We start from the raw sequence: 25479 nt of genomic DNA, 5'->3' as shown, positions 1-25479 counted from the left end.
GCGGGGCTTTCTTCGGGCGGGGCGTTTATGGTACAATGCAGGAAAATTACTGTTTTGTGAGGTGCGCATTTGCATGAATGATGATAAAACCCTTGCGTGGCCGGTTTATCTCTTGTTGCTCGTGGTCGTCTCGTTTCAAATCCTCTACGGCATCGGGGCTGCGCCTTTGCTCGATCCGGACGAGCCGGTCTATGCTGAGACGGCGAAGGAGATGATCCGGTTCGGCGACTACCTTTCGCCGCGCATCTACAATGAGTATTGGTATGATAAGCCGCCGATCTTCTACTGGATGGTCGCCGCTTCGTTCAAAATTTTCGGCGGCTTCAGCGAGATTGCAGCACGTCTGCCGGCCGCGCTCATGGCGATCGGCGCCATCCTCATGACGGCACTTGCCTCGGCGCGGCTCTTTGGCGCGCGTACGGGCTTTTGGTCGGGGATCGTCATGGGGACGAGTGTCATGCTCATATATATGGGGAAGGCATCCGTGACCGATACGACGCTGCTCTTTTTCGTGACGGCGGCGCTCTTTAGCTTTATCCATCGGCATTATTGGTTCATGTATATTGCCTGCGGCTTTGCCGTTATGACGAAGGGCCCCATCGGCGTTGTATTTCCGGGCGCGATTATATTTTTCTATCTTCTCCTGACCCATCGGCTTGAAGAGTTCCTGCGGATGCATGTTGTGCGCGGTCTGCTGCTTGTCGTTGCGGTCGGGCTGCCGTGGTACGGCTATATGTATGCGGTACACGGCATGGCGTTCGTCAACGAGTTCATCGGCTTTCATAATGTCAGCCGATTCACTGTGCCGCTGCATCCCGTGCGCGCACATTGGTGGTTTTATCTGCCTGTCATCATTCTCGGTTTTTTCCCGTGGACGGGACTGCTCGTGCAGTCGGTTCGAAATGCATTCTATCGCAGCTTTGGCGAGGAGGCACAGCTTCTTTCCTTTTTCCAAGTGTGGTGGATTTTCGTCCTCGTATTCTTCTCTATTGCGCAGACGAAGCAGGTCTCCTATATGCTGCTTCTGACACCCGCGCTCTCGACGATCATTGCGTGGAACCTTGCACGTATGATGGAGGATTGGCGCGGGACGCATTTTGCATGGGCGGGCGGGAGTGCGCTCATGTTCCTTGTGCTCGGCCTTGGGTGGCTGATGAGCGGAGACAGCATGGCGGAACTCGCGGAGGGCGGGCTTTGGCTCGGCGTGCTCACGCTCGTTCTTGGGGCGGCGATCGTCTACTCTATCACTGCCTCACATCGGCTTCTCCTCGCGGCGTGGCTGCACGCCGCGGCGGGCGTTTTGACGATGATCCTCGCGTTTGGCGTGATGATCCCCGCGGTTTCCGGGCATTTCAGCGTCAAGGAGCTCGCCCTCCGCTATGCGCAGGAATATCGTGATTCTGCCGAGGCAGAGGGGCGTGTGCTCTACATCGACAAGCAGCTGCGCCCCGGGGTGATGCTCTATACGGATATTGCGGGCATCGAGGCGGATACGAACCGTGTGGAATCTCTTGCGGCGCTGCGCGCGGACGCGCGTCCGAAGTACATCATCATGCGCGACTATATGTATCAAAAGATGAAAAAAGAGCTTGGCGCGGATCATTGGACGCTCGTAGAGAGCCGCGACGGACTCTCTGTCTATAAGGACGATCGGTCATGAAGCCGCCCGTACTCTATCTCGTCGTTCCCTGCTACAACGAGCAGGAAGTGCTCGACGATACGGCACATGTTCTTACGGAAAAACTTTCCGCGCTGATTGCGTGCGGCAGTATCAGTGCGCATAGCCGTGTCGTGTTTGTCAACGACGGCAGCAGGGACGGGACGTGGCAGCGCATCACCGCGTGGACGGAGAATAATAAACTGTGCACGGGCATCAACCTCGCACACAATGAGGGGCATCAGAATGCACTCCTCGCAGGGCTCATGACCGTGCGTCCCTATGCCGACGTGACCGTCAGCATGGATGCGGATCTGCAGGACGATGTGGATGCCGTTGATGGCATGCTTGAAAAATACGCTGCGGGTGCGAATATTGTCTATGGAGTGCGCGCGAGCAGAGAGACGGACACGTTCTTCAAGCGATTCACGGCGGAGAGCTTCTACCGTGTCATGCGCGGTCTCGGCGCGGACATCGTGTTCAACCATGCGGATTTTCGCCTGATGGATCGGCGCGCACTCGATGCACTCGCGGCGTATCCGGAGGTCAACCTCTTTCTGCGCGGTATTGTACCGATGATCGGTCTTCGGCACGATGTCGTTTACTATAGCCGCGCCCCGCGGCGCGCGGGGGAGTCGAAATATCCGTGGCGCCGCATGGCGTCGTTCGCGTGGGAAGGGGTGACGTCGCTCTCGGCGCGCCCCATCCGGCTCATCGCGCAGATGGGCATGTTCATCTCCTTTGTGAGCGGCTTGATCCTCCTGTGGTCGATTTTCCGCCACTTCATCGGCGAGACTATCGTCGGCTGGACGAGTCTCGTCGTCTCGCTGTGGTTTCTTGGCGGGCTGATTCTGCTCTCGATTGGCGTCATCGGCGAGTATGTCGCCAAAATTTATTTGGAAGTCAAGCGGCGGCCGCGCTACCTTGTGCAGGATTTTATCGGCATGCATGCGTCTGCAGAGGACGACGAAAACAAAAAATAAAAAACAAATTATTTTCACAGCAAAGAAGGATATTACCTTTTTGTGGAGAATTATTATTCGTGAAAGGCGATATAGATGACGTTTATACCGTCTCGCCTTGATCTTTCCTGTGTATTTACTTTTAGGAAGTCCCGGCGATAAGGGCTTCCACTATAGGAGGGCTTTTTATGTCAAAATTTTATCTTGCGCACAACGCGCATGTCGTTGAGGTCTATGGGGATGAAGCGCATGAGCTGACGTGCTGCGGCACGGAGCTGAAGGAACTGACGCCGAACACGGTGGATGCCGCACATGAGAAGCATGTCCCGGTCGCGACCTATGATGCCGCGAAGAACGAAGTGCATGTGAGTGTCGGCTCGGTGGCACATCCGATGACGGATGCGCATCTCATCGACTGGGTTCTGCTTGTCACCAAGCGCGGTGAGCAGCGCGTGAACCTCACGCCGTCGGATGCGCCGGAGGTGACATTCCGCCTTGCGGACGGCGATGTCCCGGTGAAGGTACTTGCTTACTGCAACCTCCACGGTCTGTGGCAGGCTGCGATCTAAGAAACGCCCGGCTTTTGACTGAGAGCTGTCGTACGCCTTTGGCGCGCGGCAGCTCTTTTTCAGAGGAGGCAGCTTGCGGGCACTAAAAAAAGAATATTCTAATCGCTTTTCCCGCCTATATCATGTATAATAAACGCAGCTATTTCCCACCGGAGAAGTGTGGATTGCGGAACCGGGAATAGGAGGAGTCGATATGCGCTGGGCAAAAGTAAGTGTAGTGACGACGCATGAAGCTGCGGATTTGATCGGGAATATTCTGCTCGAGCTCGGCGCGGGAGGCGTGGAGCTCGACGATCCGTCGCTGGTCAATGAGTACATTGATGCCGGGCTCTGGGACTACACCGACCTACCGCGCGCCGAGGACACGGACACCGTGACCGTATCCGCCTATCTGCCGGATGATGCGCATCTCCAGGAGCGCCTGCGTACGCTCGCACAGCGTGTCGCGGCGCTGCAGGAGAGCGCCGTGCGCGTCGGTGCCGGGACGATTTCGCATACGTTTATGGCGGATGAGGACTGGGCGGAGACCTGGAAGGAATACGTTCATACGGAGAAAATCGGGCAGCGCATTGTCGTGCGTCCTACATGGGAAGAATATACGGCAAAAGACGATGAAATCGTCATTGATCTCGATCCCGGCGCGGCGTTCGGTACCGGTGCTCATGCAACGACCGCAATGTGTCTGCGCGCATTGGAACATCTCCTCGTCCCAGGGACGCGCGTCTATGATGTGGGATGTGGTTCGGGGATCCTTGCCATTGCCGCGGCAAAACTCGGTGCCGGGGAAGTTCTCGCGATGGACTGCGATCCGGTGGCTGTGCGTGTCGCGGAGCAGAATATCGTACAGAATGACGTGCGGGGGCATGTCGTCGCGATGGAGAGCGATTTGCTCGCTATCTGCCGCGGTATGGAGCCTGCCAGTCTCATTATGGCGAATATCATTGCGGACGTTGTCATCCGCTTGCTCGATGGACTTGACGAATTCCTTGCCCCCGGGGGGACATTCCTCGCGTCGGGTATCATCGACGACCGTATCGGTGATGTGGAGCGTGCCGCAGAACAGCACGGCTTCACCGTGCTTGACATGACCTGTGATAAAGAGTGGGCGGCGATGATCATGCGCCGCAAGGAGGAAGTCTTCGAATAATGCGCCGGCTGTTTTACCCGGGGGAACTCACACCCGAAATCCGTATTACGGGCGGCGATGCGCATCATCTCGCGCGCGTGATGCGCGCACAGCTCGGTGCTGTACACGTCGTCGCGGGCGCGGACGGACGCGCCGCGCGCATGACGGTCACGGCAGTTGCACGGGATGCAGTGACGCTGCGGCTCGATTCGTATGTGGAGGACGATGCCCCCGCCCGCGCGGAGGTCATCCTCGTGCAGGCGCTTCTCAAAGGGGAGAAGACGGACTTTGTTGTGCAAAAGGCGGTGGAGCTGGGCGCGGCGGCGCTCCACCCGATCGTGACCGAGCACGTCGTCGTGCGCTACGATGCCAAGAAGGCAGCAGCAAAGACCGCACGCTGGCAAAAGATCGCAGACGAGGCGGCAAAACAGTGTGGGCGCCTGTCGCTCATGCACGTTGCCCCTGTCGGCTCTATCGACAGCATCCTTGCGGATGCAGAGATTTTTGGCGGCGTGGATACGACGGTAATTTTCTGCTATGAGGGAGAGCGGATGCAGTCGATGCGCGCCGTTCTTCGGACTGTGACGAGTGCGCGCGTCGTCCTCATCGTCGGCGCCGAGGGCGGATTTTCACCCGCTGAGGCGGCGCGGCTGACGGCGGCAGGGGCGCAGCCCGTATCGCTCGGGCATTTGATCCTGCGTGCGGAGACCGCGGCGATCGCAGCGCTGACCGTCGTGCAGTATGAACTTGGTAATCTCGATGTATAAAATGAAAGGAAATCCTATGAAACGAACATATATGGCAGCATTTGCGGGACTCCTCTCGCTCTCTCTCTTCGTCGGCTGCGGGAACAGCGACAGCGGTGCGGCGGCGGGACAGACCGCGAGCGCACAGCAGCAGTCGCAGGAACCTGCGGGTAAGGGGCTGACGGGAGATGTCGCGCCGACCTTCACGCTGAAGAACCTAGCGGGCGAGGATGTCGCCGTCAAGGCAAACGGAAAGCCCTACGTCATCAATTTCTGGGCGACATGGTGCCCGCCCTGTCAGGCGGAGATTCCGGATATCGCCGCGTTCTATGCCGCACATAAGGATCAGGTGGATTTCTATGCGGTGAACTTGCAGGAAGAAGCCTCGCCCGTACAGAAATTCCTCTCCGACCGCGGCGTAGAGCTGCCCGTTCTGCTTGATGCAAAGGGCGAGGCAGCGACGCTCTATGGGGTTCGTGCCATCCCGACGACCGTTGTCGTGAATGCCGAGGGCAAGGTAGTCTATCGCCGTACGGGCGGCGTGACAAAGGAGCAGCTTGAAGATGTCATTAACCACCTCTAAGCCGCTCGTTGATCCGGCACGCATGGAGAGGGGGCGGCTATGACCGTCACAATGCTCGGCGGGGCGTTCCTTGCAGGCGTCCTCTCCTTTGTCTCTCCCTGCGTTTTGCCGCTCTTGCCGACGTTCTCGCTCATTCTCGCGCAGAACAGCAAGCAGGATGGCGGAGAGGCGCGGCGTCTCTATGCAAATACGACGGCATTTCTCGCGGGATTTACCCTCGTCTTTGTCCTCCTTGGTGCGACCGCTTCGCTCATTGGATCGTGGCTCTTCTCCTATCAGGACATTCTGCGGCAGGGGGCGGCGGTGCTCATCATCATCATGGGATTCTTTATGACGGGGTGGGTGCGCATTCCACTGCTGCTCAGAGAATACCGCCCGTTCCAGCGGCGTGGATTTGACGGCATCGGCGGCGCGTTCCTCCTCGGCTGCGGCTTCACACTCGGATGGACGCCCTGCACGGGTCCCGTGCTCGGCACGATTCTCCTCTATGCGGGTGACACCGCTACGGTCGGCGCGGGTGCGCTCCTGCTCTTCGTCTACAGTCTCGGCTTTGCGGTGCCGTTTTTCCTGCTCGCGGTCATTTGGCGGCGGCATATCGTCAAGCTGCGGGCGTTCTACCAATATCTGCCAAAGATTCAGCGCGCCGCGGGCGTCGTGCTCATCCTCCTCGGCATCCTGCTCTGGTCGGATTCGCTGACGCGGCTCGTGCGTATCCTTTCGTAACGATATATCAAAAATGACCTCCTTCACCATATTTGAGCGACGGAGGTCATTTGTTTTGCTGTGCTTACAGATGATACATTGTATTTTAATCCCGCATGTGCTATGTTATATTCTGTAAGATGAACAGAGGAGCATGATATTTTGTATAGCAGTTTTTCCACACGTGAAATTGTCTTTACGGGACTTATGACAGCGCTTGTTTTTATTGCAACATTTGTGCCTCATATCCCGATCCCGCTCGGCTATGCGCATCTCGGCGATGCGGTGATCTTCCTGTTGGCGCTCCTTGTGCCGCGGCGGCCGGCGATCATCGCCGCGTGTCTTGGCTCGGCACTCGCGGATCTGCTTGGAGGGTTTGCTCTTTGGGCTGTGCCGACGATTGTGATCAAATACGGCATGGCGGAGATTGTCTATCGCATTGCGCCGCAGGGGCGTGCAATAGGGCAAGGGAGAATCGTGACGGCGCTGCTGCTCTCGAGCCTGTGGATGGCATTTGCCTATACGCTCGCGGGGGCAGTGCTCTATGGCGGAGTTACAGCGGCGCTCGCCGCGACGCCGGGACTGCTTGCCGAGGGGATCGTCAACAGCATCGCCGCATTTTTGCTTCTGCCGATGCTGCGGGGACGTATGCCGCGGATTTGAATGTAAAAATGTATTTACTGCGATCGATACGAAAAGAAGCTGCTGCACATGAGCGTGCAGCAGCTTCTTTTCATATCGGCAGTTAAAAATTTTCGATGATACGGATTTCGTTCTGCATGATATAGCGTTCGCGTGAGGGGGCGATGCCGCTGATGAGGCGGTCGTAGGTGAGCTGCATGGCAATCTCGCCCTGCCTGCGCGGGTGCTGATAGATGGCGGCGTCGATAATGCCGGCGCGCAGGGAGCGCTCGATGGCGGGGATGGTGTCAAAGGTGACGATGGTAACGTCCTGTGTGCGCCTGCGCTTGACGAATGCTTGGCAGACGCCGTGAGCGCCGCCTGAGGTTGCGATGAAAAAGGCGTTCATCTCGGGGTGTTCGTCGATCATGCGGAGCGTTTCCTCGTAGGCGTGGATGTCGTCGTCGGAGTCCTCCTCGACGGCGACGACGCTGCAGCTCTCCTCCATGGCGAGGCGGCTGCGGAACCCTTCGACGCGCCGGAGATGCCCGAGCATCCGCTCGCCGCTGTAACTGACGCCCGCGTTGATGCTCCCCCTGCAAATTTTGCGCAGGAGCGCCGCCGCCGTGCGCCCGCCCGCTTCGTAATCGCAGCCGACATAGATGTGCGACTGCCGCGTCTCAAAGTCGTTGTTGAGCGAGACGACGAAGATGCCGTCTGCGATGGCCTCCTCGAGCGCGGAGATGACCTCCGGGTCGTTGATGGGGTTGATGATCAGCGCCTCCGCGCCCGCCGCACGCAGAGCGGCAATCGCATCGCATTGTTCCCGGACACTGTACCCTGTGAGGAGGTGAAACTGCGTTTCGAGCCCGAAACGGCCGTAGTAATCGGCGGCTTTGCGCAGGGCAGTGATGATGGGGGAGAAGAATTGTATTTCGCTCGCCGCGATGACGATGCCCGCGACGGGGCATTGTTTCTGTGAGACGAGCGCGCGTGCCGCAGGATTTGGACGGTAGCCGAACTCCGCCATGGTCTTGAGGATCTGCGCGCGTTTTTCCTCCTTGACGTTGCCGCGTCCGTTGATGACGCGATCCACTGTGCCGCGCGAGACACCGCACAGCTCGGCGATCTGTTTGATGGTGATCATAAACTCCCTCCCCGTTTGCCACATTATACGTTCTTTTTTCCTGTTTGACAAATATTTTATAGAAATTCTGTCAATTTGGACTTGACAACTCTATGCCGCTCTGATACTCTATAACTGTGCTCGAGCACAGAAAAAGATATACATGATAAATCAATAATATGAATCGTACTTTTGTGTATAAATTTTGCTCGAACACATATGGAGGGAAAAGTCCCGGGAGGGACGTCGGACACTATTTAGGAGGCTGATAAGGATGCGCATGAAGAAACTCCTCGCCTGCGGTCTGGCACTGGTGACCGCGGCGTTTTTCGCCGGATGCGGCGGCTCGAACGGGGGCGGCAGTACATCGGATGCCGGCAAGGGGATCAAGGTCGGCGTCTCGATGCCGACGAAATCGCTCCAGCGCTGGAACCAGGACGGCGCGAACATGGAGAAGAAGCTCCGCGAGAAGGGCTACGACGTGGACTTGCAGTTCGCAGAGAACAAGGTGGAGACACAGGTCTCGCAGATTGAGAACATGATCACGAAGGGCTGCAAGGTCGTCGTCGTCGGCTCGATCGACGGCAGCGCGCTCTCCTCGGTACTCAACGAGGCGAAGGACGCGGGCGTTGCGGTCATCGCCTATGACCGTCTCATCATGAATACGGATGCGGTCAATTACTATGCGACGTTCGACAATTATCTCGTCGGCAAGATTCAGGGGCAGTACATCGCTGATAAACTGGGGCTTGCCGAGGGCAAAGGTCCATTTAACCTCGAGATTTCGACGGGGCCGATGGACGACAACAACGTGAACTTTTTCTTCGGCGGTGCGATGGACGTACTGAAGCCCTATATCGAAAAGGGGCAGCTCGTCGTGCGCTCGGGTCAGATGACGCGCGAGCAGTGTGCGACACCGAACTGGGATGAGGCAAAGGCGCAGGAGCGCATGGACAACATCCTGACGACTTACTACACGGGTGCGAATGTAGATGCGGTGCTCTGCTCCAACGACTCGGTCTCTCTTGGCGTTCAGTCGGCATTGAAATCTGCGGGATACAATACGGCAAGCAAAAAGATGCCGGTGATCACGGGACAGGATGCGAATCTGCCGAATGTGAAGGCAATCATTGCGGGCGAACAGTCCATGTCGGTCTTCAAAGATACGCGTGCGCTCGCGGATGAGGTTGTGAAGATGGTCGAGGCTGTCCTGAACAAGCAGGAGCCGGAGGTCAACAATACGAAGGACTACGACAACGGCGTGAAGATTGTTCCCTCGTACCTACTCGAGCCGAAATTCGTCGATGCCTCGAATTATAAGGCGCTGCTGATCGATTCCGGATACTACACCGAAGCCGAATTGCAGAAATAAATAAGAGCGACGTGCGTCCTCTGTCGATTCCTCGGGAACCGGAAGGGTCTCATCGGATCGCAGAGGACGTTTTTTCTAGGAGGTGAAACTATGGCGGACGTACTGCTGGAAATGCAGGATATCGAGAAGGTTTTCCCGGGGGGCGTGCGCGCGCTTGATAAGGTCAACATCTCCGTGCGCGCGGGGGAGATCCACGCGCTTGTCGGTGAGAACGGTGCGGGGAAATCCACGCTCATGAACGTGCTGAGCGGCGTATATCCCTATGGGAGCTACGGCGGGAAAATTCTCTACGACGGAGAAGAATGCCGATTCCGGGACATTCGCGAGAGCGAGCGTGTCGGCATCGTCATCATTCATCAGGAGCTTGCGCTTATCCCCTATCTTTCGGTGATGGAGAATATCTTCCTTGGAAATGAGCAGCAGCGGCGCGGTATCATCGACTGGGAGACGGTCTATGAACGTGCGGCAGAACTCATACGGCGCGTAGGCCTCAGCGAGTCGCCGGAGATGCCGGTGAATAAGATGGGCGTCGGCAAGCAGCAGCTCGTCGAGATCGCAAAGGCGCTCGCCAAAGATGTGCGACTCCTCATCCTCGACGAGCCGACCGCGGCGCTCAACGACGACGACAGTGAAAAGCTGCTGAATCTCATCCTGGAGCTGCGGGAGCGGCTCGGGATGACGGCAATCATCATCTCTCATAAACTGAACGAGGTCACGCGCATCGCGGATAAAATCACGGTGATCCGCGACGGACGCACGATCGAGACGCTCACGAAGGGGATGGACGACATCTCCGAGGAGCGCATCATCCGCGGTATGGTCGGGCGCGCGATCACGGATCGCTATCCCGCGCGCACGGAGCAGCATGTCGGTGAGGTCTGTCTCGAGGTGCGGGACTGGTGCGTGGATTCGCCCTACATCGCAGGGCGGCGCGTGGTGGATCGTGTGAATCTGCGCCTGCGGCGCGGTGAGGTGGTCGGCATCGCGGGGCTTATGGGTGCGGGACGGACGGAGCTGGCAATGAGCCTTTTTGGCAAGTCGTTCGGACGCAATATCACAGGAAAAATTTTTAAGGACGGCAAGGAAATCACTGTGAACAGCGTGGGCGATGCAATCGCGCACGGCATCGCCTACGTTACGGAGGATCGCAAGGGGCAGGGACTCATCCTCGGGCAGAGTATCCGCGAGAACATCAGTCTGCCGACCCTCCCGCGCCTTTCCGCACGCGGCATTATCCGCGAGGAGGAGGAGATCGGCGTCGCCGAGGACTATCTGAAGAAGCTGCGCATCAAGGCACCCGGCATCTATCAGCGCACGCGCAATCTCTCGGGCGGCAATCAGCAGAAGGTCATGCTCGCACGCTGGCTCTACGCCGATCCCGACGTGCTCATCCTCGACGAGCCGACGCGCGGCATCGACGTGGGGGCAAAATACGAGATCTACTGCGTGATCAACGAGCTGGCGGCAGCGGGCAAATGTGTGCTCGTCATCTCGTCCGAGTTGCCGGAGGTGCTCGGCGTCAGCGACCGCATCTACGTCATGAACGAAGGGCGGTTCGTGGGCGAGCTGCCTGCGGAGGAAGCCTCGCAGGAGAGCATCATGCGGTACATCATGCAGAGCAATACCCGGCGGGCAAATGCCGGATGACGGAGGAGGAATACTTATGAGCGGACAAAAAGAAGGGGCGGCGGGGATGAGCGCTGCGGGGATTTTGCAGACGGCGGTGCATAAATACGCGATGTTCATCGCGCTCGTCGTGATCGCGCTCTTTTTCCAGTGGTGTACGGACGGCGTGCTGCTCGCCCCGATGAATATCTCGAAGCTCGTCATGCAGAACAGCTACATTTTGATTCTCGCGATCGGGATGCTGCCCTGCATCCTGACGGGGGATATCGATCTTTCCGTCGGATCGGTGGTCGCCGTGATCGGCGCGGTTGCGGCGACGATGATCGTCACGATGGGGATGTCTGTGCCGCTGACGATCGCTGCGTGCATCCTGCTCGGCATCGCCATCGGCGCGTGGCAGGGCTTTTGGATCGCGTTCGTTCGCGTACCTGCCTTCATCGTGACGCTCGCGGGGATGCTGCTCTTCCGCGGGGCGACGATGATTATTCTGGACGGCAATACGCTCTCACCGTTCCCCGAAAGCTATCAGTTCGTCGCGCAGCGCTTCCTTGCGGACATTCCCGGCATCGGCGCGCTCCCCATGAGCACGATGCTCGTTGGCGTCCTCATCGCCGCAATCGGCATCTATCTTGTCGCAAACGGACGGCGGCAGCGCCTGCGCCACGGGATCCCCGCGGACAGTGCCGCCGTATTCACGGTGAAATGCGCGGCGATCGCGCTCGTCAGCCTTGTCGCGTGCTATTGGCTCGATCAGTTCAAGGGGCTGCCCGTCATTTTGATCCTGCTCGGATTCCTCGTGGCGCTTTATTCGTTCATTTGCAGCCGTACGGTCTTCGGACGTCACATTTATGCGGTGGGCGGCAATGAGCGTGCGGCGCAGCTCTCGGGCATCAAGACACGGTGGGTGCGGTTCATCGTCTTTGTCAACATGGGGCTGATGGCTGCAATCGCGGGGCTTGTCTTCTCCGCGCGTCTCAATGCGGCGGCACCCTCGGCAGGCATGATGTTCGAGTTGGACGCCATCGCCGCGTGCTACATCGGGGGCGCATCCGCGAGCGGCGGCGTCGGGACGATCATCGGCGCTGTGGTCGGCGGTCTCGTCATGGGCGTACTCAACAACGGTATGTCCATCATGGGCGTCGGCATCGACTGGCAGCAGGCGATTAAGGGGCTGGTGCTCCTCGCGGCGGTTGCGTTTGACATCTACAATCAGTCGGCGAAATCGTAAGCGCCGCCACGGGAGAGGTGATGAAATGCTTTACATCGGCATCGATCTCGGCACGTCCGCGTGCAAGCTGCTCCTGACGGACGAGACGGGCGATATTAAAAACATTGTGTCCCGCAGCTATCCGCTCGACTTTCCGCAGCCCGGCTGGAGCGAACAGGATCCCGCGGCATGGTGGCAGGCGGTGGAGGAGGGAATCCCTGCGCTTCTCCGCGGACATGACCGCGCGCAGGTGGCAGGCATCGGCGCGGGCGGCCAAATGCACGGCCTTGTCGTGCTCGACGCGGCGGATCGCGTGATACGCCCCGCGATTCTCTGGAACGACGGGCGCACAGCGGATGAGGTCGACTATCTGAACGAGACCGTCGGCAGGGAGACGCTCAGCGCGCGTACGGCGAATATTGCCTTTGCGGGCTTTACGGCGCCAAAGCTCCTGTGGATGAAAAAACACGAGCCGGAACTCTTTGCGCGCATCGATAAGATCATGCTGCCCAAGGACTATATCAACTATCGGTTCACGGGCGTGCACTGCACCGACCCGTCGGACGCGTCCGGAATGCTCCTCTACGACGTTCGGCGCGGCACGTGGGCGGCGGAAATGCTCGATCTCTGCGGCGTGCGGGAGACGCAGATGCCGCGGGTGTTCCCGTCCGCCGCCGCCGTCGGTACCGTGCTGCCGGAGATTGCGCAGAAACTCGGCATACAGCAGACGACGGTCGTTGCGGCGGGCGCGGGGGACAACGCCGCTGCCGCCGTCGGCACAGGTACGGTCGGCGAGGGGGCGTGCAATATCTCCATTGGGACGTCGGGCACGATATTCATCACGAGCAAGACGTTCGGAGTCGACCCGCACAACGCGCTGCATTCGTTTGCACACGCGGACGGCGGCTATCATCTGATGGGCGTTATGCTGAGCGCAGCGTCCTGCAACACGTGGTTCATGGAACGTATCCTGCGGACGCAGGACTATGCGGCGGAGCAGGCGGAGATCGCGGAGGAGCGGCTCGGGATGAATCCCGTATTCTTCCTGCCCTATCTCATGGGGGAACGCAGCCCAATCAACGATACGGACGCCCGCGCGGCGTTCGTCGGCATGTCGCTCGATACGATGCGCGCCGATCTCGTGCAGGCGATGCTCGAGGGCGTTGCGTTCGGGCTGCGCGACAGCCTCGCGGTGGCGCGCAGCCTTGGAATTCCCATTGTGCGGAGCAAGATCTGCGGCGGCGGGGCGAAGTCTCCGCTGTGGCGAAAAATCTTTGCCAATGTGCTCGGGATCGCTCTGGATGTTCCCGCCGCGGAGGAAGGCCCCGGGATGGGGGGCGCGATGCTCGCGATGGTCGCCTGCGGCGCGTACCGGGACGTGGCGCAGGCAGCGGCGGCGATCGTGCGTGTCACGGAGACCATCGTGCCCGATCCCGCGCTTTCCGCACGTTACGATGTGCAGTATGAAAAGTACCGCAAACTCTATCCCGCGTTGAAAGAGGTGTTTCCGCAGCTGCATTGAGGTGGATTTGAAGAAATGTATGAGCGGCGCTCGGGCATATTTCTTGCCGCTGCACGAAACGTCGCGCGCGGTTCCCGAATATCGCATAGAACCTGCGCCGCTGAAAACCGCTGCGGCTTTTCAACACATCGCTGCCTATATGATTGTGCGGCGCCGCGCCGCCCCTGCGGGGGAGACGTTTCGCGGCTTCGATAACACGCCCTTCGCGCCGCACCGATGATTTCCACCGATGCGAAAGACTGTTGCACACATATGCGGAGTCTCGCCGGGAAGGAGGGGAACTATGTCCGGTGAATACGAAGTAATTTCCTATGAACAACTCAGCGATCTGAACGTCTTTCTCGTTCGGATGCAGGAGCATGCCACGCATCTGCATCCCGATATGGAACTCGGACTTGTGCTGGACGGCGGCATAGTGCTTGAGCGCGGCGGAGCGCGGCGTACGCTCCGCCGCGGCGATCTCTATCTCGTCAATCCGCTCGAGGCGCATTGCTTTACCTCCGCGGAGGAGGGGGGCAGCGTGCTCCTCATCGCGCAGATTTCCGCGCGGCTCGTCGAGCGTATTTTCAGCGGTGCAAAGAATATCCGCTACGACTGCGGTATTTCTCTGCGTGCGGCGATGCCGCGCAGGAGCGAGGAGCTTTCCGCGCTCCTCATGCAGCTTGGCATGGTTTTTTTTGCACGCAGGGAAAGCTACGAGTTCCGGTGTCTTTCCTGCGTAGGGCAGATCTATTATCTTCTCAATACGAATCTGCCGTGGTCGTTTCTCGATACTTCGGAAGAAGTACCGCGCAGGGAGCGGGCAGACCGGATGCTTGCCGTGCTCGACTACATCGAAAAGAATTATACGCGCAAGCTCCTGCTCGGGGAGATCGCGCGCCGCGAACATCTGTCGCTGACGTATCTCTCGCATCTCTTTAAGGAGGTGCTCGGCATGTCGTTTCAGGACTATTTACGAAAAAAGCGGTTCACGCACGCGCGGCGGCTCGTGGCGGAGACACGGCGGAGCATTCTCGACATCAGTCTTTGCTGCGGATTTTCCGACGTACGCTATCTGACGAAATTGTTCCACGAAGAGCTGGGCTGTACGCCGACGGCATACCGTAAAAAAAAGCGGGTCTCCTGCAATCGGAGACCCGCTTCAGCGGTGTGTTCTGAGAAAATTTTTTCGGCGGCGGACAGCCTGCGGCTGCTCGGCGCTTACTGTGCGACGAGGGCACAGACGCGCCGTCCTGCGCCGTGCGTACGCTTCACGGCGGCGTTAGCCCGCGGAGCCGAACAGTATGTTGTTCACGACGCCCTCTAGGTATTCCTGCCCGCCGGAACCGGGATCGGCGGGGGCTTTCAAAGCTGCGGCATGTGCGGCGCATTCTTCGAGCGTTGCCGTGCCGCTCTTTATTTTTGCGCCGATGCCCGTTTCGTAGCTCGCATAGCGCTCCTTGACAAAGGCGTCGATGCGCCCGTCCTCGATGAGCGCCGCCGCCTTGATGAGACCGAGCGCGAACGAATCCATGCCGATGATGAAGGCGGTGAACATATCCTCCGGCGTGTTGCTCGGACGGCGGTTCTTCGCGTCGAAGTTGAGCCCGCCGCGCAGACCGCCCGCTTTGAGAATTTCGTACATCGCGAGCGTCGTGTCATAGACGTTGGAGGGGAACTGATCCGTGTCCCAGCCGAGCAGCATGTCGCCCTGGTTCGCGTCGACCGAACCCATCATGCCGTTCACCGCGCAGACGCGCAGCTCGTGCTGGAAGGTATGTCCCGCAAGCGTCGCGTGGTTCGCCTCAATGTTCATCTTGAAATCGCCGTCCAGCCCGTGCTTTTGCAGGAAGCCGATGGCGGTCGCCGCGTCGAAATCATACTGATGCTTCATCGGCTCTTTCGGTTTCGGTTCGATGTAGAAATCGCCTTTGAACCCAATGCTGCGCCCGTAGTCGCGGCTCATGCGGAAGAGCTGCGCCACATTGTCCTGCTCGAGCGCCATATCCGTGTTGAGCAGGGTCTCATAGCCCTCGCGTCCGCCCCAGAAAACGTAGCCGCGTGCGCCGAGTTTCACCGCGAGCTCAATACCCTTTTTCGCCTGTGCCGCAGCAAAACAGAAGACATCCGCCGAGTTGCTGCTGCCCGCGCCGTTCATGAAGCGCGCGTTGCTGAACATGTTGGCGGTCGCCCAGAGGCACCGGATGCCGGTGCCTTTGGTCTTTTCGAGGAGGTAGTCGGTCAGCTCGTCGAGACGGCGGTTCGTCTCATTGATGTCGGTCGGATCCTCGGGGACAATATCAGCGTCGTGGAAGCAGTAATACTTGATGCCGAGTTTCTGCATGAACTCGATGCCCGCATCGACTTTTGCCTTTGCGTGCGCCATCGTGCCGGGCTGTGCGCCGAACGTCTTGTCCGCCGTACCCGCGCCGAACATATCCACGCCAACGGCGCAGAGATTGTGCCACCACGCCATCGCAAACGTGAGATGCTCCTCCATCGTCTTGCCGAGGATCACGCGCTGCGGATCATAGTATTTGAACGCCAGACGGTTTTTACTGTCTCTGCCCTCGTATTTGATGTGAGGGATATTTGGGAAAAATTCGCTCATGATCCTGCTCCTTTTCTGTTTCCTGAGATGTGTGCCGCATCTTTGCGGTATATAACGTTATTATAGTGATTCTGCCGGAAAATTTCCTGCATAAATCGGCTGTCAAAGACGATTAGTTTGCTGTCTCGGCATAAAAATGAGAATTTCTATTGATTATTAGCGAGTAACATATGTTACATCCTTCACAATATTACCTTTGCTATAATCGCATCAAGAATTGTGTATTAGGCAAAGGAGATTTTGTTATGGATGCTAAAATGTTTTGTTATCAGTGCCAGGAGACGGCGGGCGGCAAGGGCTGCACGGTGCAGGGCGTCTGCGGAAAGAAGCCGGACGTTGCGGAGATGCAGGATCTCCTCGTCTACGTGACGAAGGGGCTCGGTGCGGTGACGACGGCGCTGCGCGCTGCGGGCAAGCCGGTCTCGGTGGAGACGAACCACCGCGTGACGATGAACCTCTTCATCACGATCACAAATGCGAATTTTGATCTCGAGGCAATTAAGGATGCCGTCGAAGAGTCGCTCGTGCTCAAGGCGGAGCTGCTTGCGCAGCTCGGCGATGCGTCGAGCCTCCCTGAGGCGGCGCACTGGACGGCGGCGCGTGCGGATTTCGCGGCAAAGGCAAAGACGGTCGGCATTCTCGCGACCAAGAACGAGGATGTCCGCAGCCTGCGCGAGCTGACGACTTACGGGCTCAAGGGGCTCGCCGCCTATGTGGAGCACGCGAATGCGCTCGGCTTTGAGAACGAGGAGATCGACGCGTTCTCGCAGCGCGCGCTTGCACAGCTCCTCGACGACTCGCTCGACGGCAGTGCACTGACGGCGCTCGTTCTCGAGACGGGCAAGTGGGGCGTCGCCGGCATGGCGCTCCTCGATACGGCAAATACGAGTTCGTACGGCAACCCCGAGATTTCGAAGGTGAAGCTCGGCGTCCGCAACCGTCCGGGCATCCTCATCTCCGGGCATGACCTCAAGGATCTCGAGCGCCTTCTCGAGCAGACGAAGGGCACGGGCGTCGACGTCTACACGCACGGCGAGATGATCCCCGCGCATTACTATCCGAAATTCAAGCAGTACGACAACCTCGTCGGCAACTACGGCAACGCGTGGTGGCAGCAGAAAGAGGAGTTCGAGAAGTTCAACGGCGCGATCCTCATGACGACGAACTGCGTCGTTCCGCCGAAGGACAGCTACAAAGGGCGTCTCTTCACAACGGCTGCGGTCGGTGTCGAGGGCTGCACGCACATCCCGCTTGTGAACGGCGATAAGGACTTTACACCCGTCATTGAATGCGCGAAGAAATGCGCGCCTCCGACGGAGCTGGAGACGGGCGAGATCGTCGGCGGATTCGCGCACGAGCAGGTCTTTGCCGTCGCGGACAAGGTCGTCGAGGCGGTCAAGACAGGCGCGATCAAGAAGTTCGTTGTCATGGCGGGCTGTGACGGGCGCATGAAGTCGCGCGAATACTACGGTGAGTTCGCAGAGCGTCTGCCGCACGATACGGTCATCCTCACGGCGGGCTGTGCGAAGTATAAGTACATCAAGAAGGATCTCGGCGACATCGGCGGCATTCCCCGCGTGCTCGATGCCGGACAGTGCAACGACTCCTACTCGCTCGCACTCATCGCGCTCAAGCTCAAGGAAGTCTTTGGGCTCGACGATGTCAACAAACTGCCGATCGCATACAACATCGCGTGGTATGAGCAGAAGGCCGTCATCGTTCTCCTCGCCCTGCTCCACCTCGGCGTGAAGAACATCCACCTCGGCCCCACGCTCCCTGCATTCCTCTCGCCGAACGTGGCGAAGGTGCTCGTCGAGAACTTCGGCATCGGCGGCATCACGAACGTCGAGGACGATATGGCAATGTTCGGCATCGAAGTCGAAGAAGAAGTCCGTGCCGAAGCTGTGTAATTAAATACGCTGTGTATAGATAAAGCGTCTGCCCGATTGCGGCAGGCGCTTTTATGTATGGTATATTTTGTGATATGATAATGCTGTTAAAATATAGGACAGGAGAACCCCATGACTGCTGAAAAGATTGTAAAGAAAACAGGAACAGTGTTCCGTGTGTTTTGGACAGAGATACGTACATTCAGTTTACCTGTCATAGTCTTTTTACTGGGGCTGGGATGTGCGGCGTTTCTCTCTCTATTTAGCTCCTATATCGGCGGAATAATGCTGTTTTGCACGATTTTATTCTATCTCCTATCGCGCAGATTCGACTTCTGGATGCAGGTCTTTTTGGGGAGCGGATTTATCATGTTTATGGGAGCAGCTTCTTTTTTCACCCTTATGACAGCGCTTTTTATTGATTTGGATTTTCCGCCGAACGGCGCGGAAAATTACAAGCATGTGTTGATAGGGGACTTTTTTCCGAGTGAAATCCCGGAGACAGCATACGATGTGCAGGTTTACAGTATCTCAGGATTTGGCCAGGGGTGGAACGAGGCGTATCTATCCTATCGCGATGCGCCCGAGCATATCGCGCCCTATGCGGAGATGGCACGGGAGCGGGCGCAGAAACAGTCGCGGTCGCCCTATATCAACGAAGGAATACGAGTGCCAAAGATAACGGTTGATGAGACATGCATAGATCCAAGGTTTCTTGAAGATCCATGGGCACGGTTTTTTCTCGACTATGTGCCGCATCCCGTCAAAATTGAGAGCTTAGACGAACCGTTTGTCTTTTATATTTGGGATACGAACGAGAGTTGGAACCATCCGAAGGGAAGCATAGTTGGTGTCTCTGAGGACAGCACGCATATCATCTTTTATTTGGTCGGGCCATGATGTGTGTGCGCAGAAAAATATGAAGCCTCGGATATTTATTTCATATACTTTTCTTAACAAACACTTTTTTAGATTTAATATTTGTGGTATGATAGCGGAGAGAGAAATGTGTAAGGAATTGTTGTGTGATGTTTTTGAAAAAGTGTTTATCTGTGGTGAAGCCGGGATTGCGCGTCATTTTCGAAGATTTGCGCGCATTCAATGCGCCCGCTTTGCTCCTTGCGCTCGGCAGCTGCTGTACGCTGCTGCTGCATACATGGGGGTCAATCTATATCACGTGCATTATGGCCGTATGCACACTGCTCGTCTATCTTGCTGCGCGGAAATGCGGCGGGTGGGGGCAGACTTTTTTAGGTGTTGTTTTTTCCTTCTTTATGGTAGTTGTGGGGCTTGCGGCGGTTGCCATCCGATTTTTTCTCTATCCGGATTTCTCGCCGAATGGGAAGGACAGTTACACATATGTGCGGCGTGATTTTTTCCCGGAGGAGATTCCGGATACCGCCTACGACGTGCAGGTCTGGAGTCGTGTCGGATTTGGACCCGGGGAGGATGAGGCATATCTCTCATATCATGATACGAAGGCGAATATTCGCCCCTATGCGGCAATGGCGCGGGAGCGTTCGGAGATGCGTACGCGCATTCCGCGCATCAATGATTTGATCAGTGTGCCAAAGGTGCGCGTGGACGAGACGGCGGTCGTGCCGCGCTTTGATGCGCTCCCGCTGTGGCAGCACCTCTTCATCGATTATGTGCCGCATCCGGCGGAAGTCGGTGTGCTCAAGGAGAAATTTGTCTTTTATGTGTGGGGGATGGGGGAAGATTTTAGCCATCCGCGTGCGAATATCGTCGGCATCTCGGAGGATGGGACGCATATTATTTTTTATTGGGTCGGCGGATAAGGCATGAAGCGTGATCGCTGCGCCTAGCGTCGTCATTTTTGGCAAACGCTTCGTCGACGTAGGTTTTTGGCTACGCCTTCCTCGCGTTTGCCGCAATTCCTAGCTATGCATCAGCGCTGACGCTTCATTTACCATCCGGTAATGCTAGCGTGTGTGCATATCTTAAGAATTTTTCTCATTAAAAAAACGAGTTGCATTTATGCCATAAAAATAAAGACAGCCCCGCATACGCTGAAATCGTATGCGGGGCTGTCTTTATATCATATGTTGCCGGGTGTCAGAGCGCCGCGCGCAGGAGATTTTTGGTATAGTCGTCCGTGGGATTTACGAGCACGTCGCTCGCCGATCCCTCCTCGACGATGCGTCCCGCCCGCATGATGAGCACGCGGGATGCGATGGAACTCACGAGCGGAAGATCGTGCGAGATAAAGATGAGGCTCATGCCGTGTTCCTTTTGCAGATGGAGCAGGAGGGACACGATCTTTGCCTGTACGGACACGTCGAGCGCCGAGGTCGCCTCGTCGCAGAGGAGTATGTCTGGATGTACCGCCATCGCGCGTGCGATCGCGGCACGCTGGCATTCGCCGCCGCTCATCTCATGCGGGTAGCGGTGTGCGTAGGATGCGGGCAGTCCCACCTCGGAGAGGAGAGCTGCGACGCGTTCCTCCGTGCGGCGACCGTCGGGACTGCACAGGCGGCAGATGGTCTCGCCGATCATCGCGCCGACAGTGCGGCGCGGGTTGAACGAGCCGGGCGCATCCTGAAACACCATCTGAATACGCGTATAGAGTGCGCGCCGCTCTTTGCCCGATGCGCGGGTGATGTCCGCGCCGCCCAACAAAATGCGCCCGCCCGTCGCCGTATGCAGTCCCGTGAGGAGCTTTGCAACGGTCGATTTCCCGCTGCCGCTCTCTCCGACGATGCCGAGGAGTTCTTTTTGCCGCAGGGAAAACGAGATGTTATCCACCGCCTGTATATGCGCCGCCCCGTCTTTGAAATGCATGGAGACATTTTCGAAACGAAGCAGATCAGATGCGGCATCAACGCCCTTATGTGCATGAATGTGTATGGACGACGGATGCGCGGCGTGCATGTGGCACGGATCGCAGTCCGTCTCGGACGCGTCCCGCACATACATCTTCGGCACTGCTGCGAGCAGCGATTTCGTGTAGGCGTGCTGCGGATGTTCTAATACCTCGCGCACACTGCCCTGTTCGACGATGCGCCCCTTTGACATCACGGCGACGCGGTCGGCGATGTGCCGCACGACGCCGATGTTGTGCGTGATGAGGAGAATCGCCGTTCCCGTGCGATCCTTCAGCGCGCGGAGCTCGTCGAGCACTTGCAGCTGGATCGTCGCGTCGAGCGCGGATGTCGGCTCGTCCGCGAGGAGGAGCTGCGGGCGCAGGATGACGGCAAGTGCGATCGCCGCACGCTGCGCCATGCCGCCCGAGAGCTCGAACGGATAGGAGGCGAGGATGCGCCCTACGTCCGTAAAGCCCATGCCGCCGAATACTTCCTCCGCCCGCGCGCGGATCTCGGCGCGGGTACGATTTTCATGGGCGCGCACCGCCTCGACGAGCTGCGTTCCGATCGTCCGCGCGGGACTGAGGGACGCGCCCGCGTATTGGAATACCATCGCGAGCTCTTTGCCGTGCAGGCGGCGTTTATCCGCCGCCGAGATCATCGCCATGTCGTGTTCTGCAAAGTGTACGCTGCCCGCGATGATTTCCGCCGCAAGCCCGCGCACCTGTGCGACGGACTTGAGCAGGGTCGATTTGCCGCTGCCGCTCTCCCCGACGATGCCGAGTACCTCGCCCGGACGGAGCGTCAGACGGACATCCCGGATGACGGGGACGCCGCCGTAGCCGGCTGTAAGTCCCTCGATCCTCAGCAGTTCCTGCATGATACGCTCCTCCGGATGCTTTACAAATTACTTCTTGTCGAGATCTTTCGACACCTGATAGTAGTCGCTCGGCGAGGTCAGGAAGCCGGTGACGTTCTTCGAGATGCCGGTCAGCATATTGTTGAAGCCGATGAAGTCCATCGCGCCGTCGTCGATCGCCTGCTGTTGAATACGGTTGACGAGTGCGACACGCTTGTCAAAGTCAAACGTATTCGGGAGCTCTGCGAGCATCCCCTGTACCGCAGGGCTGTGATAGCGGCTGAAGTTTGCCGCGCCCTTCTCGCTCATCGTATCGCGCAGGAAGGCGTACGGATCGCCCGTCGGCATCGTGACGACGGAGTAGAGGGACATCTCGAAATCGCCGGGTTTCAGATAGTTTGCCTTCTCGTGCGGGACGATCTCGACGTTGATGCCGATCTTCTTGAGCTGCGCCTGCATCTCCGTCGTGATGTTCTCGTTGAAGAGACGCTTGTAGACGCCCATCTGCACCGTCAGCGGCTTGCCGTTCTTCTCGACGATGCCGTCGCCGTCGCTGTCCGCGTAGCCTGCCGCGGCGAGCACAGCCTTTGCCTTCTCTGCGTCAAATGCGCGGATCTTGAGCGCGGGATCACCGAACGGCGTTGCGGCGAGGAATGCGCTGCCGGAGGCGGTCATCGCGCCCTTGAGCACGTTGTCGCCGATGGTCTTTTTGTCCACGCCGTACATGATCGCCTCGCGCACGGCGGGATCGGTCAGCTTCTCAAGGTTGAAATAGAGCTGGTAGGTGCGCGACTGCGGTGTCTTGACGAGCGTGTGCTTGTCCGACTTTGCAATCGTCTCCGCCGTCTCGGGGCTCAGATCGAGCGCGACGTCGATCTCGCCCGACTGGAGCGCCGTTGCGAGCGTGTTAAAGTCCGCAATGCGCGTGTACTCAAGACCGTCGAGCTTCACCTCGCCGCCCCAGTACGTTGCATTCTTTTCCATGACGGCGGATTTCTCCGAGTCAAATGCGGTCAGGATAAAGGGCCCCGTGCCGATGGGGGCGTTGTCGAAATCCTTTGTTCCCGCGACGTCGAGAATGACGGCGTACGGATCGCAGAGATCGTTGACGAGCGTCGCGTACGACTCTTTCGTCTTGATGGTGAGGACATTGCCCTCCGCCGTGAACACGGCGTCCTTCAGCCATGCCGCGCGGTCGTTCGTCTCGGCGGTGCGCTTCAGGGACTCGATGACTTTTTCGGCGGTCATCTTCTCGCCGTTGGAGAACGTGACGTTATCCTTCAGCGTGATGCGCCAGACCGTCGGTTCGATATTCTCCGCCTTTTCCGCGAGCCACGGCTGTGCCTTCATCTCGTTGTCCAGACGGAACAGTGTCTCGCCGACGCCGTAGCGCACGGCATACCAGCCGTTCCAGTCCTTCGCAGGATCCATCGTGCCGCTCGTGACGGCGACGGTGCCGCCGACGTGGACGATCTTTTTGCCGCCCGCTGCCGGGGCGTCCGAGCCGCCGCAGCCGGCGAGAGAGACAGGCAGGGCGACCATCAGAGCCGCACACAGCGCTTTACGGAAATTGAATTTCATGTGTACCTCCTGTGTATAAAGAGACTATATATTCAACGTGCCGCTTTTCTTAATCGGCGCGTCGTTCACGCATTTTGGGATCGAGCAGATCACGCAGCAGGTCGCCGAACAGGTTAAATACCATCATCACGGCGACCATCACCGCGCTCGGGGCGAGTACCGCCCACGGCGCCTGCTGGAGATATTTTTGTCCCTCGCTGATCATCGCGCCCCACTCCGCCGCCGGGATCTTGACACCGATGCCGAGGTAGGAAAGCCCCGCGAGCCCCATCATGATGATGCTGATGTGGAGTACGGCGGTCACGACGAGCGTCCCCGCGATGTTCGGCAGGATGTGCAGGAGGAGGATGCGCATATCGCCGCATCCGCTCAGGCGCGCCGCGTGGATGTACGTCTCCTCCTTTGCCGCAATCGCTGCGCTGCGCGCAATGCGCGCGTACTGCGTCCACGTCGTTGCTACGAGCGCGAGCACGGCGTTGAAGAGCCCGCCGCCGAGGACGCCCGCCACCGCAATCGCGAGCACAATGTCGGGGAACGCCTGAAAAATGTCCGTGATACGCATGAGCAGGGCGTCCGCCCGCCCGCGATAGTAGCCGGCGAGAAGTCCGACGAGACTGCCGAGCGAAGAGGCGGCGAGCACGATAAAGAGCGCCGAGAAAATCGACGTGCGCCCGCCCGCGAGGATGCGCGAGAGAATATCCCTGCCGTAGTTGTCCGTGCCGAGGAGATGCTCTCCCGAGGGCGGCGCGAGGATGAGCTGCGGATTCGTTTCGTACGGATCGTAGGGAACGAGCTGCCCCGCGAAGAGGGCGGCGAAGAGAATGAGCGCACAGACGAGCGCGCTGATGCGGAATGCCGGCGGCAGATGTTCTATCATTGATATGCGCATGGTGTTATAGATCCTTGATTTTCGGATTGAAATAGCGGTAGGAGAGATCGGCGAGAAGATTCACGAAGAAGAATGCGAGCGCCATCCATACCACCGTTGCCTGCACGATAGGATAGTCGCGGTTGCTGATCGCCGTCATGATGAGATGCCCGATGCCCGGCCAGTTGAAGATCGTTTCTACAATGACCGTGCCGCCGAGCAGAGAGCCGACCGAGATGCCCGTCAGCGTGATCACAATGACCATGATGTTCTTGAGCACGTTGCCGAAGAGAATCTGCCGCTCGGGGATGCCGCGCGCACGCAGGCCGACGATGTAGTCCTTGTCCAGCTCGTCGAGCGCCGCCGCGCGAATCTGGCGGATGTAGCGCGAGGACATGACGATCGCGAGCGTTGCCGACGGCAGGATCATTCCGATGGGCTTTGTCGTTGCGAGTACCGGGATCAATCCAAGTTTGAATGAGAAAATATACATGAGGACGATGGCAATGACGAAATTCGGCATTGCGTTTGTGACAAAGGTCAAGAGACGTATGCCGTAGTCGAAGCGGCTGCCCCTGAGCGCCGCGATCGAGATGCCGAGCGGCAGAGAGACGAGGAGCGTGAGCAGCATCGCTATGCCCGCCATGCGCAGCGTGTAGGGGAGGGCGGACGAGAAGGTCTTTGCGACCGGAATATCCGTGATGTAGGATTTGCCCATATCGCCCTGCACGAAATGCGTGAGCCATGTGCCGTACTGCACGAGGAACGGTTCGTCGAGCCCCATCTCCGTCCGCATCCGCGCGACGACCTCCGGATTCGCCGCCGTGCCGTCCTCCGTCAGACGTATGCTCACGGGATCGCTCGGCGCGATGTAGAGCAGTCCGAACGAGAGAAGCGTGATGCCAAAAAAGACGGGAATGAACTGCAGGCATCTCCGCAGCAGTGGTTTCATCAGCACAAATCCCTCCTCCGCGTTCTTTTCGCATTCTTTTACCTATAAATGTGATAAATGAATACATAGTATATAATGTTTCTTAGAAAAAAGTCA

23 protein-coding genes are annotated in these 25479 nt (G+C 58.3%); 17 read left to right on the top strand and 6 right to left on the bottom strand.

Annotated features, from left to right (window positions below; all coding sequences use genetic code 11):
- Window positions 1-73: 73 nt before the first annotated feature.
- From HMPREF1147_RS00800 to HMPREF1147_RS00765, 8 genes are all read left to right on the top strand, one after another.
- Window positions 74-1660 (top strand): glycosyltransferase family 39 protein, encoded by a 1587-nt coding sequence (locus HMPREF1147_RS00800; protein ID WP_009657422.1) that lies wholly within the window; start codon window positions 74-76, stop codon window positions 1658-1660.
- On the top strand, window positions 1657-2640 hold the full coding sequence (locus HMPREF1147_RS00795; protein ID WP_009657329.1) for a glycosyltransferase family 2 protein: 984 nt from the start codon (window positions 1657-1659) through the stop codon (window positions 2638-2640). Before HMPREF1147_RS00800 ends, HMPREF1147_RS00795 begins: the two co-directional genes overlap by 4 nt.
- 167 nt (window positions 2641-2807) lie before the next feature.
- Window positions 2808-3188, top strand: coding sequence for a desulfoferrodoxin family protein (locus HMPREF1147_RS00790; RefSeq protein WP_009657364.1), 381 nt, complete (start codon window positions 2808-2810; stop codon window positions 3186-3188).
- Window positions 3189-3381: 193 nt separating this feature from the next.
- On the top strand, window positions 3382-4335 hold the full coding sequence (prmA, locus tag HMPREF1147_RS00785) for a 50S ribosomal protein L11 methyltransferase (RefSeq protein WP_009657339.1): 954 nt from the start codon (window positions 3382-3384) through the stop codon (window positions 4333-4335).
- Window positions 4335-5081: a 16S rRNA (uracil(1498)-N(3))-methyltransferase gene (locus HMPREF1147_RS00780; RefSeq protein ID WP_009657298.1), complete on the top strand. Its 747-nt coding sequence runs from the start codon at window positions 4335-4337 to the stop codon at window positions 5079-5081. The genes prmA and HMPREF1147_RS00780 overlap by 1 nt, the downstream gene beginning before the upstream one ends.
- Before the next feature lie 16 nt (window positions 5082-5097).
- Window positions 5098-5643, top strand: a complete 546-nt coding sequence (locus tag HMPREF1147_RS00775; protein WP_009657430.1) for a TlpA disulfide reductase family protein — start codon at window positions 5098-5100, stop codon at window positions 5641-5643.
- A 39-nt stretch (window positions 5644-5682) separates the two neighbouring features.
- Complete coding sequence (locus tag HMPREF1147_RS00770; protein WP_009657286.1) at window positions 5683-6366, top strand: cytochrome c biogenesis CcdA family protein; 684 nt, start codon at window positions 5683-5685, stop codon at window positions 6364-6366.
- A 141-nt stretch (window positions 6367-6507) separates the two neighbouring features.
- A complete protein-coding gene (locus tag HMPREF1147_RS00765) occupies window positions 6508-7008 on the top strand; it encodes an ECF transporter S component (RefSeq protein WP_009657287.1) in 501 nt (166 codons plus the stop codon).
- 82 nt (window positions 7009-7090) lie between these two features.
- Here HMPREF1147_RS00765 and HMPREF1147_RS00760 read toward each other — a convergent pair whose 3' ends face one another.
- Window positions 7091-8113: a LacI family DNA-binding transcriptional regulator gene (locus tag HMPREF1147_RS00760; RefSeq protein WP_009657265.1), complete on the bottom strand. Its 1023-nt coding sequence runs from the start codon at window positions 8111-8113 to the stop codon at window positions 7091-7093.
- A gap of 253 nt (window positions 8114-8366) precedes the next feature.
- Between HMPREF1147_RS00760 and chvE the strand changes: the two genes are divergently transcribed.
- From chvE to HMPREF1147_RS00730, 6 genes are all read left to right on the top strand, one after another.
- On the top strand, window positions 8367-9464 hold the full coding sequence (gene chvE / locus HMPREF1147_RS00755) for a multiple monosaccharide ABC transporter substrate-binding protein (RefSeq protein WP_009439263.1): 1098 nt from the start codon (window positions 8367-8369) through the stop codon (window positions 9462-9464).
- A gap of 90 nt (window positions 9465-9554) precedes the next feature.
- Window positions 9555-11111 (top strand): multiple monosaccharide ABC transporter ATP-binding protein, encoded by a 1557-nt coding sequence (gene mmsA, locus HMPREF1147_RS00750; protein WP_009657284.1) that lies wholly within the window; start codon window positions 9555-9557, stop codon window positions 11109-11111.
- 16 nt (window positions 11112-11127) lie between these two features.
- Window positions 11128-12318 (top strand): multiple monosaccharide ABC transporter permease, encoded by a 1191-nt coding sequence (mmsB, locus tag HMPREF1147_RS00745; RefSeq protein WP_009657374.1) that lies wholly within the window; start codon window positions 11128-11130, stop codon window positions 12316-12318.
- Window positions 12319-12343: 25 nt separating this feature from the next.
- A complete protein-coding gene (gene xylB / locus HMPREF1147_RS00740; RefSeq protein WP_009657303.1) occupies window positions 12344-13819 on the top strand; it encodes a xylulokinase in 1476 nt (491 codons plus the stop codon).
- A gap of 1 nt (window position 13820) precedes the next feature.
- Window positions 13821-14039: a hypothetical protein gene (locus tag HMPREF1147_RS00735; protein ID WP_009657349.1), complete on the top strand. Its 219-nt coding sequence runs from the start codon at window positions 13821-13823 to the stop codon at window positions 14037-14039.
- Between the two features lie 63 nt (window positions 14040-14102).
- On the top strand, window positions 14103-15125 hold the full coding sequence (locus tag HMPREF1147_RS00730) for an AraC family transcriptional regulator (protein WP_009657391.1): 1023 nt from the start codon (window positions 14103-14105) through the stop codon (window positions 15123-15125).
- On the opposite strand, the gene xylA is transcribed toward HMPREF1147_RS00730, so the two are convergent.
- Window positions 15081-16409 (bottom strand): xylose isomerase, encoded by a 1329-nt coding sequence (gene xylA, locus HMPREF1147_RS00725; protein WP_009439233.1) that lies wholly within the window; start codon window positions 16407-16409, stop codon window positions 15081-15083. The genes HMPREF1147_RS00730 and xylA overlap by 45 nt on opposite strands.
- Before the next feature lie 245 nt (window positions 16410-16654).
- Here xylA and hcp point away from each other — a divergent pair, with 245 nt between their 5' ends.
- From hcp to HMPREF1147_RS00710, 3 genes are all read left to right on the top strand, one after another.
- Window positions 16655-18319 (top strand): hydroxylamine reductase, encoded by a 1665-nt coding sequence (hcp, locus tag HMPREF1147_RS00720; RefSeq protein WP_009439269.1) that lies wholly within the window; start codon window positions 16655-16657, stop codon window positions 18317-18319.
- Between the two features lie 111 nt (window positions 18320-18430).
- The gene (locus HMPREF1147_RS00715) at window positions 18431-19198 is read left to right on the top strand and encodes a hypothetical protein (RefSeq protein WP_009657401.1); all 768 of its coding nucleotides are present in this window, start codon (window positions 18431-18433) and stop codon (window positions 19196-19198) included.
- A gap of 152 nt (window positions 19199-19350) precedes the next feature.
- Window positions 19351-20097 carry a hypothetical protein gene (locus HMPREF1147_RS00710; protein WP_232208027.1) on the top strand — a complete coding sequence of 249 codons (747 nt, stop codon included), beginning with the start codon at window positions 19351-19353 and terminating at the stop codon, window positions 20095-20097.
- 277 nt (window positions 20098-20374) lie between these two features.
- Here the strand turns inward: HMPREF1147_RS00710 and HMPREF1147_RS00705 are convergent, their stop codons facing one another.
- From HMPREF1147_RS00705 to HMPREF1147_RS00690, 4 genes are read right to left on the bottom strand one after another with little or no spacing between them, the layout of a single operon-like run.
- On the bottom strand, window positions 20375-22003 hold the full coding sequence (locus HMPREF1147_RS00705; protein ID WP_009657243.1) for an ABC transporter ATP-binding protein: 1629 nt from the start codon (window positions 22001-22003) through the stop codon (window positions 20375-20377).
- A 27-nt stretch (window positions 22004-22030) separates the two neighbouring features.
- Window positions 22031-23563: an ABC transporter substrate-binding protein gene (locus HMPREF1147_RS00700; protein WP_009349791.1), complete on the bottom strand. Its 1533-nt coding sequence runs from the start codon at window positions 23561-23563 to the stop codon at window positions 22031-22033.
- A 49-nt stretch (window positions 23564-23612) separates the two neighbouring features.
- The gene (locus HMPREF1147_RS00695) at window positions 23613-24452 is read right to left on the bottom strand and encodes an ABC transporter permease (RefSeq protein ID WP_009657271.1); all 840 of its coding nucleotides are present in this window, start codon (window positions 24450-24452) and stop codon (window positions 23613-23615) included.
- A 4-nt stretch (window positions 24453-24456) separates the two neighbouring features.
- The gene (locus HMPREF1147_RS00690; RefSeq protein ID WP_037350954.1) at window positions 24457-25383 is read right to left on the bottom strand and encodes an ABC transporter permease; all 927 of its coding nucleotides are present in this window, start codon (window positions 25381-25383) and stop codon (window positions 24457-24459) included.
- Window positions 25384-25479: the final 96 nt, after the last annotated feature.

Origin of the sequence: Selenomonas sp. FOBRC9 (assembly GCF_000287655.1) — a bacterium.
Classification (GTDB): domain Bacteria; phylum Bacillota; class Negativicutes; order Selenomonadales; family Selenomonadaceae; genus Centipeda; species Centipeda artemidis.
The sequence above is the reverse complement of the archived record's forward strand: the minus strand, read 5'-3'. Positions and strand labels throughout refer to the sequence as shown.